Here is a 14,649-nt window from a genome sequence, read left to right on the forward strand (position 1 = left end):
CGGCTCGCCGAGCGTCTAGAGATGGATTGAAAAAGAGAAGGGCCGGTTTCCGGCCCTTTCTTTTATCGGATCAATGGGTTGCGCGGCATGCTTCAGTGCGGGAAGCGCCGCTGTCGGCACCCTTGGTATGGGAGCCCTTCGGGCCGATCATGCTATGGCATGGGGGCAGCGGCGTGATGCTGGCCGTTGCGGTCTTGTCGACGGCAGGGGCTGCCATGGCGCTCGGTGCGAAGCCGTCGCTGTCATTGGTGTAGTCGCTGGAATAGGACGGAGCCTTGCGGCTGCTGTAGTGCACTGGGGCCGGCTTCGAGGTGGGGCTCGGCGCGAAGCCGTCGCTGTCGTTGGTGTAGTCGTCGGAATAGGTCGGCTGGGCGAAGGCAGCGCCTGCAAGGCTGACGGCGAACAGGGACGCGGCAAGGGCAAATTTGATGCGCATGGGTTTATCTCCTCAATCTGCTGTTGAATTCCACAACATAAACTAACCCTCGGCACACACGAGTTCGCGCCCCAATTCAGGCAATTTTGTGATAATATGGCGACGCACCCGCGACCTTTTGTCCAAATGAAATCACAGTGTTGTCAACGAAATTGACCTTCGCGTGACAGAAGCCGCCTAACAAAAATAGGCGATTGGTGTCACGAATAAGACAGCTGGTGCTGCAATCTTAAATTGTTAACTTTTGGTAATATTGGGAAAGATCACCAACGGCAGGCGGCAGCCCGCCTTCGGTTGGTGATCTGCGCCTTGGGCGTGAACTCAGTCGTCGTTCGGGATATGCGCATCGACACCGGTCAGCTGCAGTTTGTTGCGGACGTGACGGACGCCATCGACCGAAAGCGCGCCGAGTTCGACCTTGCGAGCGATGCCGATCGTCTCCACCGACCCTTCCAGGGTGACGACGTGACCATCTGCATGAACCTCGATGCTGTCGATGTCGACCTCAGGAATGTTTTCGAGATTGTCGTTCACCCGCGCTTCGAGATCGTCGCTTTCATCGCGGTCGATCGTATCGGCGCGCAGCGAATCCTTCAGGCGATTCTCGTTGCCGTCCTCATCCGTGCCATCGACCCGGAAGCCCTTGTTGGGATCGCTGTCGAAATTGGCTGCGGTCTCGCCATAAGGGCGGTTGGCGGGGTCGGCGCCGCTACCGTCGGCATAGGGCCAGCCATCGTCGAGATTGCGCTCTTCGAGGTCGCGATAATCTTCCTCCCGGGAAAGCTCAGGCTTTTCCCGGGAAATCGGGGGCTTGTCACCGATTCTTGCCATTGCAGTCGCTCCTTGTTTCTTTGCTGGAAACGCCGGCAACGGCGAATGGTTCGGCATAGACGGCGATTTGTCGGCCGTGATTGTCAGCCCTGGGCCTTCTCCCATTTTTTCACGAGACGGTCGCGTTTCAGCCGTGAGAGGCGCTGTAGCCAGAAAATGCCGTCGAGCTGGTCGACTTCGTGCTGAATGCAGATGGCAAGGAAATCTTCGGCACCGTCCTCGTGCACGGCGCCCTCGGCATCCTGATAGCGGAATCGGATCGCCCGCGGGCGCGTGACCTCGTCGGTCGCACCGGGCATGGAGACGCTGCCTTCGGTATGGCTCATCGTCTCCTTCGAAAACCAGGTGATATGAGGATTGACGTAGAGGCGCACGCCGTCGGCCTTGTCGAGTTCCAGCACCGTGACACGGTTGAAGACACCGATATGGGCGGCGGTGATACCGACGCCGGGGGCAGCGCGCATCGTCACCAGCAGGTCGTCGGCAAGCGCGGCGAGCGAGGAATCAAAGGCCGTCACCGGTGCGCAGACAGTCTTCAGGCCCGGATGTGGATAGCACAAAATTGGACGGATGGGCATGGGGCAGGCTTCCTCTGCTTGGACGGGTGAGGAAACTATCGCCGGCCACGAGCATTGTCATCACGAAGCGCGGTTTGCCGCTTTACGACACGGGTGCTTTGGGCTAGCAGGGGCCAAGAATTCCGGCTGCGGGAGCCTCGCGCGGGATTCGCTTATCCGCTTGTTGATAATGTGTTTTCAGCCGACATTTGCGAATGCGGTGCGGCAGTCGTTGAAATTCGAACCAGATGCGAGGGCGGCAGATGACGACGACCGATGAGGAAGACCGCATCCGCAGGCGTCCTGATGACGAGGACGCTGATATCTACGACGAGGACGGCAATGTCCGCAGCGATTTCCTGGCGCTCGTCGGTGCTGCGATCGCCGACCGCGACACGCTGTTCCTGCGTCAGAACGTTGCTCGCCTGCATGAATCGGAAATAGGCGACCTGTTGGAATCGATCCAGCCGGATCAGCGCCTGGCGCTGGTGCGCCTGCTCGGCGACGATTTCGACATGACGGCGCTGACCGAGGTCGATGAGGCGATCCGCCGCGAAATCGTCGACCAGATGCCGAACGCGCAGATCGCCGCCGCGATCGGCGAGCTCGATTCGGACGATGCCGTCTACATTCTCGAGGACCTCGACAAGGAGGACCGGGAGGAAATCCTTGCCCAGCTGCCGTTTACTGAACGGGTGCGGCTGCGCCGGGCGCTCGACTATCCCGAAAGCTCGGCCGGGCGCCGCATGCAGACGGAATTCGTCGCCGTGCCGCCGTTCTGGACAGTCGGCCAGACGATCGACTACATGCGCGACGAGGAGGATCTGCCCTATTCCTTCTCGCAGATCTTCGTCATCGATCCGACCTTCAAGCTGCTCGGCGCCGTCGATCTCGACCAGATCCTGCGCACCAAGCGGCAGACGAAGATCGAGCAGATCATGCGTGAGACCAACCATCCGGTCCCAGCCGAGATGGACCAGGAGGAGGCCGCCCAGCTCTTCGAACAGTACGACCTTCTCTCGGCTGCCGTCGTCGACGAAAACGGCCGGCTGGTCGGTGTGCTGACCATCGACGATGTCGTCGACGTCATCCACGAGGAGGCAGACGAAGACATCAAGCGCCTCGGCGGCGTCGGCGACGAAGAGCTGTCGGACAATGTGCTGTCGACGGTGCGTTCGCGCTTCCTGTGGCTTTTGATCAATCTCGGCACGGCGATGCTGTCGGCAAGCGTCATCGGCCTGTTCGACGCCTCGATCGAGAAGATGATCGCGCTTGCGGTGCTGATGCCGATCGTCGCCTCGATGGGCGGCAATGCCGGCACGCAGACGATGACGGTGACGGTACGCGCGCTCGCCACCCGCGATCTCGACATCTACAATGCCGGCCGCATCATCCGCAGGGAGGCGGGCGTCGGCATCTTGAACGGCATCGTCTTTGCGACGATCATGGGCGCGATCGCCGGTACCTGGTTCCACGACTACCAGCTCGGCGGGGTGATTGCGGCGGCGATGATTATCAATCTGATAGCGGCAGCCCTTGCCGGCATCCTGCTGCCGCTGCTGCTCGACAAGATGGGGGCCGACCCGGCGATCGCCTCTTCCGTCTTCGTCACAACGGTGACGGACTGTACCGGCTTCTTCGCCTTTCTCGGCATCGCCACATGGTGGTTCGGCATCTGAACCGCCAAAAATTGACTATTACGTAAAAGTCAATATTATCGTCTGTCCGACGACGGGGAACACATGCCGGTGAACAAGTTTTATAGCATAACGGAGCTGACGCGCGAATTCGGGGTCTCGACGCGCACGCTCCGCTTCTACGAGGACGAGGGACTGATCCATCCGGAGCGGCGCGGGCGCACCCGTCTGTTCCGGCAAGCCGACCGGCGGCTCATCGCCGAAATCCTCCGCGGCCGGCGCATCGGTTTCACCATCGCCGAAATCCGTGAGATCATCCAGGTCTACAAGGAGCCGCCGGGCGAACTCGGCCAGCTGAAGCTCCTGATGAAGCGCGTCGACGAGAAGCGCGACGACCTGCGCCAGAAGCGCAAGGATATCGACGACACGCTGGCGGAACTCGACGCTATCGAAGAGACCTGCCTCGGCCGCCTCGCCGAAATCGGCGTCACCACCTGATCAAGCGCCGTATTGTCGGCGAATTCATTCTGCCTCGGCGCTGCATTCGGCGGCAATGGTCTGGACCCGCTCGTCGTTCTGTATATCGATCGCGCCCGCCTGAAGCGGCGTGAACAGGGCCTGCGCCTGCAATTTCTCCAGCGTGCACCGGCAGAAGCTGCGGCAGAGCGCTTCGCCTTGCTGCATGACGCAAGAGGCGTTGCATTGCCTTAGGTAAGTCGCAACCGGATCCGGCGCCTGCGGTGGGACGACGAGGGAAAGCCCATAGGCGATACCGATCAACACCGGCTGGTGGATGAGGTAAAAGGCAAGGCTGTGGCGGCCAAGCCTTGCCGGCCACCAGGACCCGGTGCCAATGGCGGCAAGCCGGTGCAGCAGCCTGGTTCTGATGGCGATTGAGGCGATGCTCAATCCAGCGAAGAAGGGCGTTGCCCAGGGAAATAGCGGCACGTAGTCGTTGGACCGTTCCGGCATCACCGCAAGGCCGATCCAGGCGAGATATCGGGGATCGAAGAAGGATGAGCGCAGCAGGCCGGGTGGGCCGAAATTGTCGGTGATCCAGGCGGCAAAGAGCGCGAGCGTGGCGATGAGGGTGAAGGCGAGCGGCAGTCTCAAGAAAACGACGCCGATGAGCGTGAGCACCGCGATACAATGCAGGATGCCGAAGTAGATCCACTCGTTCGGCATCGCGATGCGTGTGGCGATCGAGATCACCGCGGCTGCCGCGGCAATCATGCCGAAGCGCTTCCAGAAGGAGGGCCAGCGAATCTCGGGCTTGCTCGACAGCACCAGGCTGATGCCGACGATGAAGAGAAAGGTCGTGGCGATCGCCCGGGCATAGATCTTCAGCCAGCCGGTCTCGGCCGTGCCCGGCGCGAGATAGCCCATGAACTCCATATCCCAGCTGAAATGGTAGCTCGCCATGGCGATCAGCGCGACGCCGCGCGCCGTATCCAATAGACCGATGCGCGGTGGCATTGCCGCCGCATCGGTTTCCGTTGCCGGCAATGTCATCAAAGTCCCTCGGGCAAATCACGTCCGTCGCTCGACGGCATATCGCGGCGAATAGCAGAAAGGTGGAGATTTGATGGCGGGCCGGCATCCATGATCGCCAGCCGCGCCTCCGAGAAGAATTGCCGCCGCGCCAGCACGAAGATGACGATCGCCGTCGTCATCATGAAGACATAAGGGTTGATGAACCAGCCGAGATAACCAATCGACAGGAAGATCGCCCTGAGGCCCTCGTTGAAATTGCTGCCGGCAATGACATTCATGCGGATGACGCGTTCGGCGGCCCGCTCGGCGGCGATGATGTCGCGCTCGCTGTCGCGCATCATCGGGATCGAGCCGAAGAGAATAGTGCAATAGTTGAACAGCCGGTAGGACCAGCCGAACTTGAAGAAGGCATAGCCGAAAAGCGCTGCCAGCCCGCCGACCTTCATCTCAAAAACGGCATGGCCGCCATGGAAGACGAAGGGCAGGTCGGCGAAGACGGCGTCGACTTTCTCCGTCGCGCCGAGCAAAGCAAAGCAGCTGCCGATCGCGAAGATCGAGGTCGAAGCGAAGAAGGCGGTGCCGTTCTGCAGGCCGGCCATGATCTGCGTGTCGATCATCTTCAGGTCGCGGCGCAGCGAATTATAGATCCACTCCCGCCGCCGCTCGGTCATCGCATGGGTGAGGCTGGTGCGCCCGAAGAAGGTACGGCCACGCAGCAGCCAGGAATAGCCCATCCAGACCCAGGCAAAGAAGGCCAGAGCGATATAGTCCGCCGTCGTCATCAGTGATCCAGTCTCCGCATGAATGCGGCTAGTATGCCGCAAGTTGAATTTTGCCGCATGGCCGAGTTGGGCGGCTTGACGCGGGCTTTTGGCCATGCGGCAGTTCGGCATAATCGAGTCGTCGGGAAACGACGAGGCTTGGTGGATAGCCGACCGGCATCTTCTGGACCTAAATGTAGCAATGCGGTGATCCGTCAGCTTGGAGATTCGGGGCGGGACCCAAAGAAGAAGAAGAAGAAGAAAAGGACGGCGCTACCCCTCCAGCGCCTCAATCATCTCCACCCGCGTTGCATGCCGGCCGCCTTCGAACTGGGCGGTCAGGAACGCATCCACGATATCGAGCGCCAGCCCTTCGCCCACCACGCGGACGCCAATCGATAGCATGTTGGCATCGTTGTGTTGGCGGATCATGCGGGCCGAGAATGTGTCGACGCAGACGCCGCAACGGATGCCCTTTACCTTGTTCGCCGCCATCATGATGCCCTGGCCGGTGCCGCATAGAATGATGCCAAACCGGCAATCGCCGGAGGCGACGAGCCGCGCCGCCGCTTCACCGTGCTTAGGATAGTGTGTGCTCTCCGGCGTCGTCGGTCCGATATCGACCGCTATCCAGCCTTGCGCCGCGATATGACCGGCAATGGCCTGCCGGAGCTGAATGGCGGTGTGGTCGCTGGAGAGGGCGATGCGGTTGGTGGCTGTCATGGAGAAGCGGTTCCGTTTTCCAAAGCAATTTGCCGTCTTGAGGGCGCACCCTAGCGCATCGGCTCGAAAATCGGAATCGATTATCGGAAAGCACGATGCGAGGATTGAAAGAGTTAGAGCGTCGCGATCATTCAGATCCGCTCCTCGCGCTTGAGGCCTTTGTTTTAGGCATGTCGCTGTCGGAAAACCGCTGCACAGTTTTGCGCGACATGCTTTAGCGTAACGCCAGTCTAGAGGTGCACGGGCAGGGCACCGCGTTAACCGCTTGTAAAGTCGTGATAGCCAATTGTTCAGGACTGAAAACCTGATTCAAAAGTGACCCATGAGCCGGCCGGATTACATTCCCAGTCTCGATGGCCTGCGCGGTGTCGCTGCGCTCCTGGTCGTTGAAGCCCATATTGGCTTTATCTTTCCAATCACGGCGCCGCATCTCGTGACGCTGGGCGACGAAGCTGTCGGTTTGTTTTTTGCTCTCAGCGGCTTCCTGATGGCTCATCTCTATGGTTCACGGCCGGTGACGAGAGAAAACGTCTTGGATTTTCTTGTGAGCCGCTTTGCTCGCATCTATCCGGTTTACCTGGCGGCCGTCGTTTTCGTGGCGATGCTGTCGATCATGCAAAATCTGGATTTTGTTCAGCCTATCGTTGGCATCACGGATTTTGTGCGTCATGTCTTTCTTCTCGGCTCGAGTGGTGTTTTCTGGTCGATACCACCCGAGATCCAATTCTATCTGCTCTTTCCTGTCCTGTGGCTTTGCCTGGCCCGACCGCACCGCTATAGCGGCGTGATTGTCGGCCTCACAGTGGTCGTGATCGTGGATGGCCTGATTGAATTGCCAGGCCCGGGAATAATGCTCGTCTCCAAGCTTCCTTACTTTCTTTTCGGCGCAATTGCCGGGATGATGCATTCCCATTGGAATAAATGGAATCCATCTGCCATCACAGGAATTTTAACGCTTTTCCTTCTGGCGGTGTTCTTCACTTACAGGCATATCTTGTCGGGCTTTTCCCCTGAATTCTGGAGCCTGCAAAGTGCGGTGGCCGCGGCCGTCATTGTCGGGCTCGTCGCTCGACAACCGCCCATCGCTGCACATGTCCTGGCAGCTGCACCAGTACGGTTTCTAGGGAAGATCAGCTTTTCACTTTACCTTTTTCATGTCCCCATAATGTTCCTGACGCGTCTGACTTTTGATGCCTTGATGCCAGAACCGGCGCTCATCGTGGTGACGCTTTTCGTTGCGGCAATCGGGGCATGGTTCATCCACGAGACGATCGAGGTTCCCGGTCGGCGGCGGCTGGTCCAGCTATGGCAGGATAATCGCCTGCGGATGGTTCCGCGCGAAACTCCGGCTGATCAAATGGACCGCGCGATCCTCAACCTGCAAGAGATCGAAAAGCGCCTGCTGCGCGGCGAAACTTCAACCATGGCCGATCAACGGCAAATCTCGACGACGCCCGAACCCGATGCCGCCGACGGCACGGTCATTCAGGATAATCGCAACGGGAAGCTTCGCGCATAGCGCTCAGCTGAGTTCTTGGGCGAGCCCGATGAGAAGCCCTTCGGGCCCGCGGATGTAGCAGAGCCGATATGTGTCTTGATAATCCACTATGTCGCCTACGAGCTGCGCGCCGCGCTTGCGGAGCCTTTCAAGCGTCTCATTGATGTCGTCTACGGTGAACATGACGCGGAGGTAGCCTAGAGCGTTCACCGGGGCATTGCGGTGATCCTCGACGACAGGCGGCGTGAGAAAGCGGGAGAGCTCGAGCCGGCTGTGGCCATCCGGCGTGCGCATCATGGCAATCTCGACATGCTGATCGCCCAGTCTGGTGACACGTCCGGCCCATTCTCCTTCGATCGTGGCCCGCCCTTCGAGCTCGAGGCCGAGTTCGCGAAAGAAATCAATCGTCACGCCGAGGTCTTCGACGACGATTCCCATATTGTCCATCCGTTTGAGCGCCATAAGTCCAATCTCCCAATCTCCCAATCTGCAAGGTGTCGTCTCGTCTAAGAACGGACAGGTTGCTCAACCTTGCCCGGCCCCCATCCGGGGAGCCCGCATCAATGAAGGAGTTCAATTTGCCGGCGCTGTCCAGGCCGGCCTCCGTCAGTCCTGTTGCATCGACGTCTGTAGGACATTGGGAGCCGGTGCAGACTGTCAAGATAAGGCAACCAGTTCTTCCGCCGCATAGTCTTCATCACCCCAGCGCTTACGGCCAGATCGCGATTCCGAAAATCGGATTCGATTTTCGGAAAGGATTATGCGCAAGCTCAAAGTGCTTGCGCGTCCTATTGGAGTCGCGGCGCTCTCTAGTCTGCAGTCCGAATGTCGCACCGGCTCCATGCGATGTCGGTGCGCCGCACGGATTCGAAACCGGCCTCGCTTAAGCTTGCATCCTCATATTCGGAAGGCGCACCCATGTTTCTCTCGGTATTCGATGTCTTCAAGATCGGTGTCGGGCCGTCGAGCTCGCACACGATGGGTCCGATGTCGGCGGCCAACCGGTTTCTCGAGCTGATCCTGTCGAACGAATGGCCGCGCCCGTCATCGGGTGCACAGGTCACAGCGATTAAGGTCAGCCTGCACGGCTCGCTCGCCCATACCGGTATCGGCCACGGCACGGGCAGGGCTGTAATTCTCGGGCTGATGGGCGAGGCGCCCGACAGCGTCGATCCCGACAAAATGGACGGCATCGTCGACACGGTAGAGCGCACCGGCCGCATCATGCCGGAGGGCCATCCCGGCTATCAGTTCCAGCCGAAAACCGACCTGATCTTCGACAAGAAACAGCCGCTGCCGGGGCATGCCAACGGCATGGTCTTTTCCGCCTATGACAGGGACGGCCGGCTGCTCGTCAAGCGCATCTATTATTCGGTCGGCGGCGGCTTCGTCGTCACTGACACCGAGCTCGAGCAGATGCGGGCGAAGAAAAACGCGGCTGGTGGGACGCGCGTACCCTATCCCTTCTCCACCGCCAAGCAGATGCTCGAGATGGCGGCGCGCTCCGGGCTGTCGATCGCGCAGATGAAGCGGGCGAATGAGGAGAGCCAGCGCAGCCAGGAGGAGCTCGATCAGGGGCTCGACCGCATCTGGGAGGCGATGCGCTCCTGCATCGAGCGCGGCCTCAAGGTCGAGGGCATCATGCCGGGCGGCCTCAACGTCAAGCGGCGCGCCCGCAGGATTCACGACAAGCTGGAAGAGGAATGGCGCAGCAACCGCATCAACCCGCTGCTCGCCAACGACTGGCTGAGCGTCTATGCGATGGCGGTCAACGAGGAGAATGCAGCCGGCGGGCGCGTCGTCACGGCGCCGACCAACGGCGCGGCCGGCGTCATCCCGGCGACGATCCGCTACTACGAGCATTTCCATGAGGACTGGGACCAGAACGGCATCCGCGACTATCTGCTGACGGCCGCTGCGATCGGCGGCATCATCAAGCACAATGCCTCGATCTCCGGCGCCGAGGTCGGCTGTCAGGGCGAGGTCGGCTCGGCAGCGGCAATGGCTGCCGCGGGCCTTGCCGCGGTCATGGGCGGAACGCCGGAGCAGATCGAGAACGCCGCCGAAATCGCGCTCGAACATCATCTCGGCATGACCTGCGATCCGATCGCGGGCCTGGTGCAGGTACCCTGCATCGAGCGCAACGCGCTCGGCGCCGTCAAGGCCGTCACGGCAGCCTCGCTCGCGATCAAGGGCGACGGCCAACATTTCGTGCCGCTCGACGCCTGCATCGAAACAATGCGCCAGACCGGGCACGACATGAGCGAGAAATATAAGGAAACCTCGACCGGGGGGCTCGCCGTCAACGTCGTCGAATGCTGAGTTTGTGGATGCTTGATGCTTGAAGCTTGACGCTCGCTGCCAAAAGGATTTCAACGGCAGCATGGCATTGCATCTCATCAAACTCTGTGTCGGCGCCGACTCGATAGACGATCTGCGCGAATGGGTGGCGGAACGCTCACTGCGCGCCATCGCCGCCGGACTCGAGCCGCATTCGGTGCATACGACGCGCATGGCGCCGAAACGGATGGTGGAGCTGCTTGACGGCGGCTCGCTCTACTGGGTGATCAAGGGGCAGGTGCAGGCGAGGCAGAAGCTGCTCGACATCGAGACCTTCACCGACGGCGAGGGGATTTCGCGCTGCCGCCTGATGCTCGGCCCGGAGGTCATCGAGACGGTCGTGCAGCCGAAGCGTCCGTTCCAGGGCTGGCGTTATTACACTGAGGATGACGTGCCGCGCGACCTGACAAGCCTTGGCGCCGGCATTGCCGAAATGCCCGCTGATCTTCGACGCGAACTTACGGACCTTGGTCTGCTCTAATCCCGGAAAACCGGAGCCGATTTCCGGAAAGGTTTATGCGTGGATTGAACGTCTTCCGCGCGTCCTTTCGGACGCGCGGCGCTCTGCAGTTCAGCGCAGGCGCAACTGCACCGGCGCGCTGCCGTCCGGCGAGGTCACATGCAGATGGATGCGGGCTTCGGGCTGGGAGTAACGCCAGGCGCGGGCGCCATGGCAAAGCAGCAGATTGATGAGATCCCGGGTCTTCGGAGACCTCGCCTTCGGCCGCTGCAGGCCGATCTCGGCAAGGCGCAAGGCCGCCTCGTGCAGCGGATGGAGGGATGAGCGCCCTTTAGCCGCCATGCGGCGGTCGGCTGGCACTCCTGGAAAATTCTCATTGATCGCCATTGTTTTCCCCGTACGCAATACTGATCGAGTTCAAGAAAGGTGGCCGGAAACGCAAACACCGATTCCGGCCGTCACCGATGCCGCCGGCCATCTTGCAGGCAGCATCGAATAGCTCATTGGGCAGCCGCCCAGCACTTGATACCGGCCTTCTTCAAGGCCTTGCAGGCATTGACGGCGTCGCGCTGGTCATCGAAGCCGCCGAAGCGGGCGCGATAAAGCTGGTCACCGCCAGCGGCATAGGCGACCGCGAAGGGCTTTGCCGAGGCCAGCGCCTTCCCGCCCTTGCTCTTGGCGCTTTCCAGAAGATCCATGGCCATCTGCCGGCTCGGCGAGACGCCGACCTGCACCACCCAGCCGGCCGGACCGTTGCTGGTTGAAGCAGCACGAGTCGGGGAGGGAGTGGTCGAGGCGGTGGTGACCTCATCGACCGAGGTATCGCCCTGTTCCGGCGGCATATAGGCGGGTGCCGGCGTCGGCACAGCGACCGATGCCTGCTGCTTGAGGGTCATGGTCTTGACTTTGGTCGGCGCCGGCATCGGCGCCACCAGCGGATTGTCGGATTTCGACTGAGCGCTCTCGGCATAGGCGACTTCGGTCTCGGCAACCTGATAGCGCGCATCCGGCAGCGGGCCTTTGTGCGGCAGGCTGAGATCGGCAGCCGCTGCTGAAATCGGCGGCTGCGCTGCGGTGATCGTCTTTGCGACCTGCTGTTGGGCCATTTGCGGCTGAGCTTTCTGCTGGGCCTTCTGCGGCTGGACCGGAGCGGGCGTCTCGATCATCGCCGGGGCAGGGGCTGCCTGGGCGATCAGCGCCGACGATCCGCCGCGGCTCGATGCCTTCGGCAGGTAACTGGCGATCAGATTGCGCATCTGGGCATCGCGGGCAGGCGTCGACGCCCCGCCGAGAACGACGCCGACGATCGACTTGCCGTCAACCTGTACCGAGCTCACCAGATTGAAACCGGCAGCGCGCGTGTAACCGGTCTTGATGCCGTCGACGCCGCGCACCGAACCGACCAGGCGGTTGTGGCTGCGGATCGTGCGGCTGCCGAACTTGAAGGCACGCGTGGAGAAATAGCCGTAATATTGCGGGAAATGCTGGCGAAGGGCGATGCCAAGGCGGGCCTGGTCGCGCGCCGTCGTCATCTGCGCCGTATTCGGCAGGCCGTTGGCGTTGCGATAGGTGGTGCGCGTCATGCCGAGCGCATGCGCCTTGGCGGTCATCAGCTGGGCGAAGCGATCCTCGCTGCCACCGCCCAGCATTTCGCCGAGCGCAGTTGCGGCATCATTGGCCGACAGGGTGACGAGACCGAGAATGCCCTGCTCGACGGTGATCGTGCCGCCGGCGCGCACGCCGAGCTTGGTCGGAGCCTGGGCTGCTGCATGGGCGGAGAAGGGGACCGGCGTATCGAGGCGGATGCGACCCTGCTCCAACGCCTCGAAGGTCATGTATAGGGTCATCATCTTGGTCAGGGAGGCGGGGTATTGCAGCCGGTCGGCATTCTCACTGTAGAGAACGTTACCGGTCTTGGCGTCGACGACGATGCCTGCATATTTCGGATTTGCCGCTTCCGCGTCGGCATTCACCGAATCGACCAGGACGATCGTGACGGCCACCGAAAGGATCGCCAGCAGCTTTGCGAAAAAACTGCCGGATCGGGACGATGATACGGAGGAGACTGACCTTGACACTATTCCACTCTTCGCTTGCATTTCAGATATTTGGCACTTCAGATTTTGGCAGGAACCGCACACCTCCCGCCGTACAGCTCGTCTTCTAAAATTACCGGTTGGGCGTTACCAATCCGTTTATGGTGAATCGTTTATTTCGCTGTCCGGAGAGCATTTTAGGGACTTGTCGCAGAACGGTTCACAAGACGCGCGTCCACAAAGGTGCGGATAGCGGCATCAATATGTTCCCAGTCGTCGAGATGGCTGCTTGAGAAACGGTAGAGAACGCTGAGATCCCTGCCGACCTTGATATCGCGCTGACAATCTCCGCCCGCAGCCTTATCTGGGGCTGAAGGCAATATGCAGCGCACGACGTAATCCTGCCCACCCTTGACGGGCGCCGTCAGCAGCACTTCATCGCCGTAACCCGCATCGGCGCGAAGACGGTGCAGCGTCAGCCCGTCCCGGAAGGACTCGGCCGGGCCTTCAAGCAGATGCGAATAGATCGGTTCCAGCCGCCCGGACATGTCGCGCGACATGGTGCTCTGGGTGATCTGCAGGAAGATCAGCCCGGAGGATTGAGCGATATCGTCGAATCGAAGGTGGTTTTCCTTGCCGTAACCCTGCATTTCAGGCCAGGCGAGGTAGAGATCGACGCGCTCGGCGGCGCCTTCGTGTCTTTGACTCGGGAAGCGGATGGCATTCTCGGGGAATTTCACGGTGTCGCGGCCGATGGCCAGCTTGATTTCAGCCGTGCTGTCGGTGTTGCCGGCAAGCGAGATATGCCGGCCGAACCAACGGCCGCCAATGCTGATGGCAACAGTCAGGACCGCCAGAACGGCGATCACCGCCATCGTGCGGAGGAGAAACCCCATGGAAAGAAGCGGCTGCTCGTCGGGTGCGCTGTGCGCGGCATGGCTCATGGCGGTTCTTCGGGTTTCGGTCCGCCGCAGGAAGAACATGAGCCGCCGGTGCCGATGATGAATCTCATCGTCATGATCGGACCAGCAGGGTTAATAATTCGCTAATGCGCTGATGGCGTAAGGCTCAAAAGGGAGCGAGCCGTTCCCGGGACAGCGGGAACGGCTCTTGGGCACCGGTCGGGGACGGGATGCGGGGACTGACCGGGCCGCAGGCAGCAGCCGGCATTGGCCGGCAGGCTGTTCTTACTTGACGCTACCGACCGCGACGGCGCGGCCGTCCTGAAGCTTCGACCAGCGAGCCGGATCGTCGGCGGACTGGCGCTTCAGATAGGTGTATTCGGTATCCGACCACAGCAGCACCTTGTTGCGCATGTTGTCGAGGATGAAGTCGCCGTGATCGGTGCGGACCGTCAGCACGGCATGGCCTTCGCCATTCGGCTGCAGCACGACGGTGATCAGCGTGTCGGACGGCGAGAAACCGTCGTCGATCAGCATCTTGCGCTTCAGCAGGGCGTAGTCCTCGCAGTCGCCGACGGTGCGCGGATAGGCCCAGCGCTCTTCGACACCGTAGATCTGCTCATCCGTCATCGGCTGGATCGTCGAATTGACGGTGTAGTTGACCTTGAGAATTTCCTTCCAGCGATCCTCGTTGAGGATGGCCGGTCCGGCATCGCCGCCGACTTCGACACATTCCGTCGGATTCGCCTTGCAGAATTCATAGTGTCCGATCGGCGGGCTGGCATTGCCTGCCAGTACCATGCTGGCGGGCATTGCCTGTCCCGAACCCGCCATTGCCATCATGATGGCACCGGCCAGAAGGCCGCCTTTCAGGATATTCGCAGTTGTCATTGCCGTCTCCCCGTAAGTTGAGACGACAATGGCACAGACGTTTTTATCTCACGCAAAATTACGCAATAGAATTAAAGGCTTAG

Annotated in this window: 16 protein-coding genes; 5 read left to right on the forward strand and 11 right to left on the reverse strand. The window is 60.8% G+C overall.

What is annotated here, in order from left to right; translation table 11 throughout:
- Positions 1-70: 70 nt before the first annotated feature.
- The 3 genes from MOV76_RS19770 to MOV76_RS19780 form a co-directional block, all read right to left on the reverse strand.
- Positions 71-436 carry a hypothetical protein gene (locus MOV76_RS19770; RefSeq protein WP_018242137.1) on the reverse strand — a complete coding sequence of 122 codons (366 nt, stop codon included), beginning with the start codon at positions 434-436 and terminating at the stop codon, positions 71-73.
- Between the two features lie 321 nt (positions 437-757).
- Positions 758-1,267: a BON domain-containing protein gene (locus MOV76_RS19775; RefSeq protein ID WP_018445248.1), complete on the reverse strand. Its 510-nt coding sequence runs from the start codon at positions 1,265-1,267 to the stop codon at positions 758-760.
- Positions 1,268-1,350: 83 nt separating this feature from the next.
- Positions 1,351-1,845 (reverse strand): peptide deformylase, encoded by a 495-nt coding sequence (locus MOV76_RS19780; RefSeq protein ID WP_028733754.1) that lies wholly within the window; start codon positions 1,843-1,845, stop codon positions 1,351-1,353.
- 242 nt (positions 1,846-2,087) lie between these two features.
- Here MOV76_RS19780 and mgtE point away from each other — a divergent pair, with 242 nt between their 5' ends.
- On the forward strand, positions 2,088-3,503 hold the full coding sequence (mgtE, locus tag MOV76_RS19785) for a magnesium transporter (protein ID WP_018242134.1): 1,416 nt from the start codon (positions 2,088-2,090) through the stop codon (positions 3,501-3,503).
- A gap of 63 nt (positions 3,504-3,566) precedes the next feature.
- Complete coding sequence (locus tag MOV76_RS19790) at positions 3,567-3,959, forward strand: MerR family DNA-binding transcriptional regulator (protein WP_018242133.1); 393 nt, start codon at positions 3,567-3,569, stop codon at positions 3,957-3,959.
- Between the two features lie 24 nt (positions 3,960-3,983).
- Here the strand turns inward: MOV76_RS19790 and MOV76_RS19795 are convergent, their stop codons facing one another.
- From MOV76_RS19795 to rpiB, 3 genes are all read right to left on the reverse strand, one after another.
- Positions 3,984-4,973, reverse strand: a complete 990-nt coding sequence (locus MOV76_RS19795) for a heparan-alpha-glucosaminide N-acetyltransferase (protein ID WP_247265123.1) — start codon at positions 4,971-4,973, stop codon at positions 3,984-3,986.
- Entirely contained in the window at positions 4,973-5,737 is a 765-nt protein-coding gene (locus MOV76_RS19800) for a DUF599 domain-containing protein (protein ID WP_026188402.1), read from the reverse strand. The genes MOV76_RS19795 and MOV76_RS19800 overlap by 1 nt, the downstream gene beginning before the upstream one ends.
- A gap of 252 nt (positions 5,738-5,989) precedes the next feature.
- Entirely contained in the window at positions 5,990-6,439 is a 450-nt protein-coding gene (gene rpiB / locus MOV76_RS19805) for a ribose 5-phosphate isomerase B (RefSeq protein ID WP_210067467.1), read from the reverse strand.
- A gap of 322 nt (positions 6,440-6,761) precedes the next feature.
- Here rpiB and MOV76_RS19810 point away from each other — a divergent pair, with 322 nt between their 5' ends.
- The gene (locus tag MOV76_RS19810) at positions 6,762-7,958 is read left to right on the forward strand and encodes an acyltransferase (protein ID WP_247265124.1); all 1,197 of its coding nucleotides are present in this window, start codon (positions 6,762-6,764) and stop codon (positions 7,956-7,958) included.
- A gap of 3 nt (positions 7,959-7,961) precedes the next feature.
- Here MOV76_RS19810 and MOV76_RS19815 read toward each other — a convergent pair whose 3' ends face one another.
- On the reverse strand, positions 7,962-8,399 hold the full coding sequence (locus tag MOV76_RS19815) for a VOC family protein (protein WP_247265125.1): 438 nt from the start codon (positions 8,397-8,399) through the stop codon (positions 7,962-7,964).
- Positions 8,400-8,855: 456 nt separating this feature from the next.
- On the opposite strand from MOV76_RS19815, the gene MOV76_RS19820 reads away from it, so the two are divergent.
- Entirely contained in the window at positions 8,856-10,259 is a 1,404-nt protein-coding gene (locus MOV76_RS19820; RefSeq protein ID WP_026230502.1) for an L-serine ammonia-lyase, read from the forward strand.
- Between the two features lie 61 nt (positions 10,260-10,320).
- Positions 10,321-10,758 carry a DUF1489 family protein gene (locus MOV76_RS19825; RefSeq protein WP_247265126.1) on the forward strand — a complete coding sequence of 146 codons (438 nt, stop codon included), beginning with the start codon at positions 10,321-10,323 and terminating at the stop codon, positions 10,756-10,758.
- Positions 10,759-10,848: 90 nt separating this feature from the next.
- Here MOV76_RS19825 and MOV76_RS19830 read toward each other — a convergent pair whose 3' ends face one another.
- The 4 genes from MOV76_RS19830 to MOV76_RS19845 all read right to left on the reverse strand — a co-directional run bounded on the left by MOV76_RS19830 (position 10,849) and on the right by MOV76_RS19845 (position 14,566).
- Complete coding sequence (locus MOV76_RS19830) at positions 10,849-11,124, reverse strand: hypothetical protein (protein WP_018445257.1); 276 nt, start codon at positions 11,122-11,124, stop codon at positions 10,849-10,851.
- Positions 11,125-11,237: 113 nt separating this feature from the next.
- Complete coding sequence (locus tag MOV76_RS19835) at positions 11,238-12,836, reverse strand: serine hydrolase (RefSeq protein ID WP_247265127.1); 1,599 nt, start codon at positions 12,834-12,836, stop codon at positions 11,238-11,240.
- A 134-nt stretch (positions 12,837-12,970) separates the two neighbouring features.
- Positions 12,971-13,756, reverse strand: coding sequence for a hypothetical protein (locus MOV76_RS19840; RefSeq protein WP_247265128.1), 786 nt, complete (start codon positions 13,754-13,756; stop codon positions 12,971-12,973).
- A gap of 204 nt (positions 13,757-13,960) precedes the next feature.
- On the reverse strand, positions 13,961-14,566 hold the full coding sequence (locus MOV76_RS19845; RefSeq protein WP_018242123.1) for a transglutaminase-like cysteine peptidase: 606 nt from the start codon (positions 14,564-14,566) through the stop codon (positions 13,961-13,963).
- Between the last annotated feature and the right edge of the window lie 83 nt (positions 14,567-14,649).

It is taken from the genome of Rhizobium sp. PRIMUS64 (assembly GCF_023006465.1).
Lineage (GTDB): Bacteria > Pseudomonadota > Alphaproteobacteria > Rhizobiales > Rhizobiaceae > Rhizobium > Rhizobium leguminosarum.

Bases quoted from the DNA above. Each gene is read 5' to 3' on its own strand.
- MOV76_RS19770 (WP_018242137.1), bottom strand. From the start codon at position 436: ATGCGCATCAAATTTGCCCTTGCCGCGTCCCTGTTCGCCGTCAGCCTT.
- MOV76_RS19775 (WP_018445248.1), bottom strand. From the start codon at position 1,267: ATGGCAAGAATCGGTGACAAGCCCCCGATTTCCCGGGAAAAGCCTGAG.
- MOV76_RS19780 (WP_028733754.1), bottom strand. From the start codon at position 1,845: ATGCCCATCCGTCCAATTTTGTGCTATCCACATCCGGGCCTGAAGACT.
- mgtE (WP_018242134.1), top strand. From the start codon at position 2,088: ATGACGACGACCGATGAGGAAGACCGCATCCGCAGGCGTCCTGATGAC.
- MOV76_RS19790 (WP_018242133.1), top strand. From the start codon at position 3,567: ATGCCGGTGAACAAGTTTTATAGCATAACGGAGCTGACGCGCGAATTC.
- MOV76_RS19795 (WP_247265123.1), bottom strand. From the start codon at position 4,973: ATGACATTGCCGGCAACGGAAACCGATGCGGCGGCAATGCCACCGCGC.
- MOV76_RS19800 (WP_026188402.1), bottom strand. From the start codon at position 5,737: ATGACGACGGCGGACTATATCGCTCTGGCCTTCTTTGCCTGGGTCTGG.
- rpiB (WP_210067467.1), bottom strand. From the start codon at position 6,439: ATGACAGCCACCAACCGCATCGCCCTCTCCAGCGACCACACCGCCATT.
- MOV76_RS19810 (WP_247265124.1), top strand. From the start codon at position 6,762: ATGAGCCGGCCGGATTACATTCCCAGTCTCGATGGCCTGCGCGGTGTC.
- MOV76_RS19815 (WP_247265125.1), bottom strand. From the start codon at position 8,399: ATGGCGCTCAAACGGATGGACAATATGGGAATCGTCGTCGAAGACCTC.
- MOV76_RS19820 (WP_026230502.1), top strand. From the start codon at position 8,856: ATGTTTCTCTCGGTATTCGATGTCTTCAAGATCGGTGTCGGGCCGTCG.
- MOV76_RS19825 (WP_247265126.1), top strand. From the start codon at position 10,321: ATGGCATTGCATCTCATCAAACTCTGTGTCGGCGCCGACTCGATAGAC.
- MOV76_RS19830 (WP_018445257.1), bottom strand. From the start codon at position 11,124: ATGGCGATCAATGAGAATTTTCCAGGAGTGCCAGCCGACCGCCGCATG.
- MOV76_RS19835 (WP_247265127.1), bottom strand. From the start codon at position 12,836: ATGCAAGCGAAGAGTGGAATAGTGTCAAGGTCAGTCTCCTCCGTATCA.
- MOV76_RS19840 (WP_247265128.1), bottom strand. From the start codon at position 13,756: ATGTTCTTCCTGCGGCGGACCGAAACCCGAAGAACCGCCATGAGCCAT.
- MOV76_RS19845 (WP_018242123.1), bottom strand. From the start codon at position 14,566: ATGACAACTGCGAATATCCTGAAAGGCGGCCTTCTGGCCGGTGCCATC.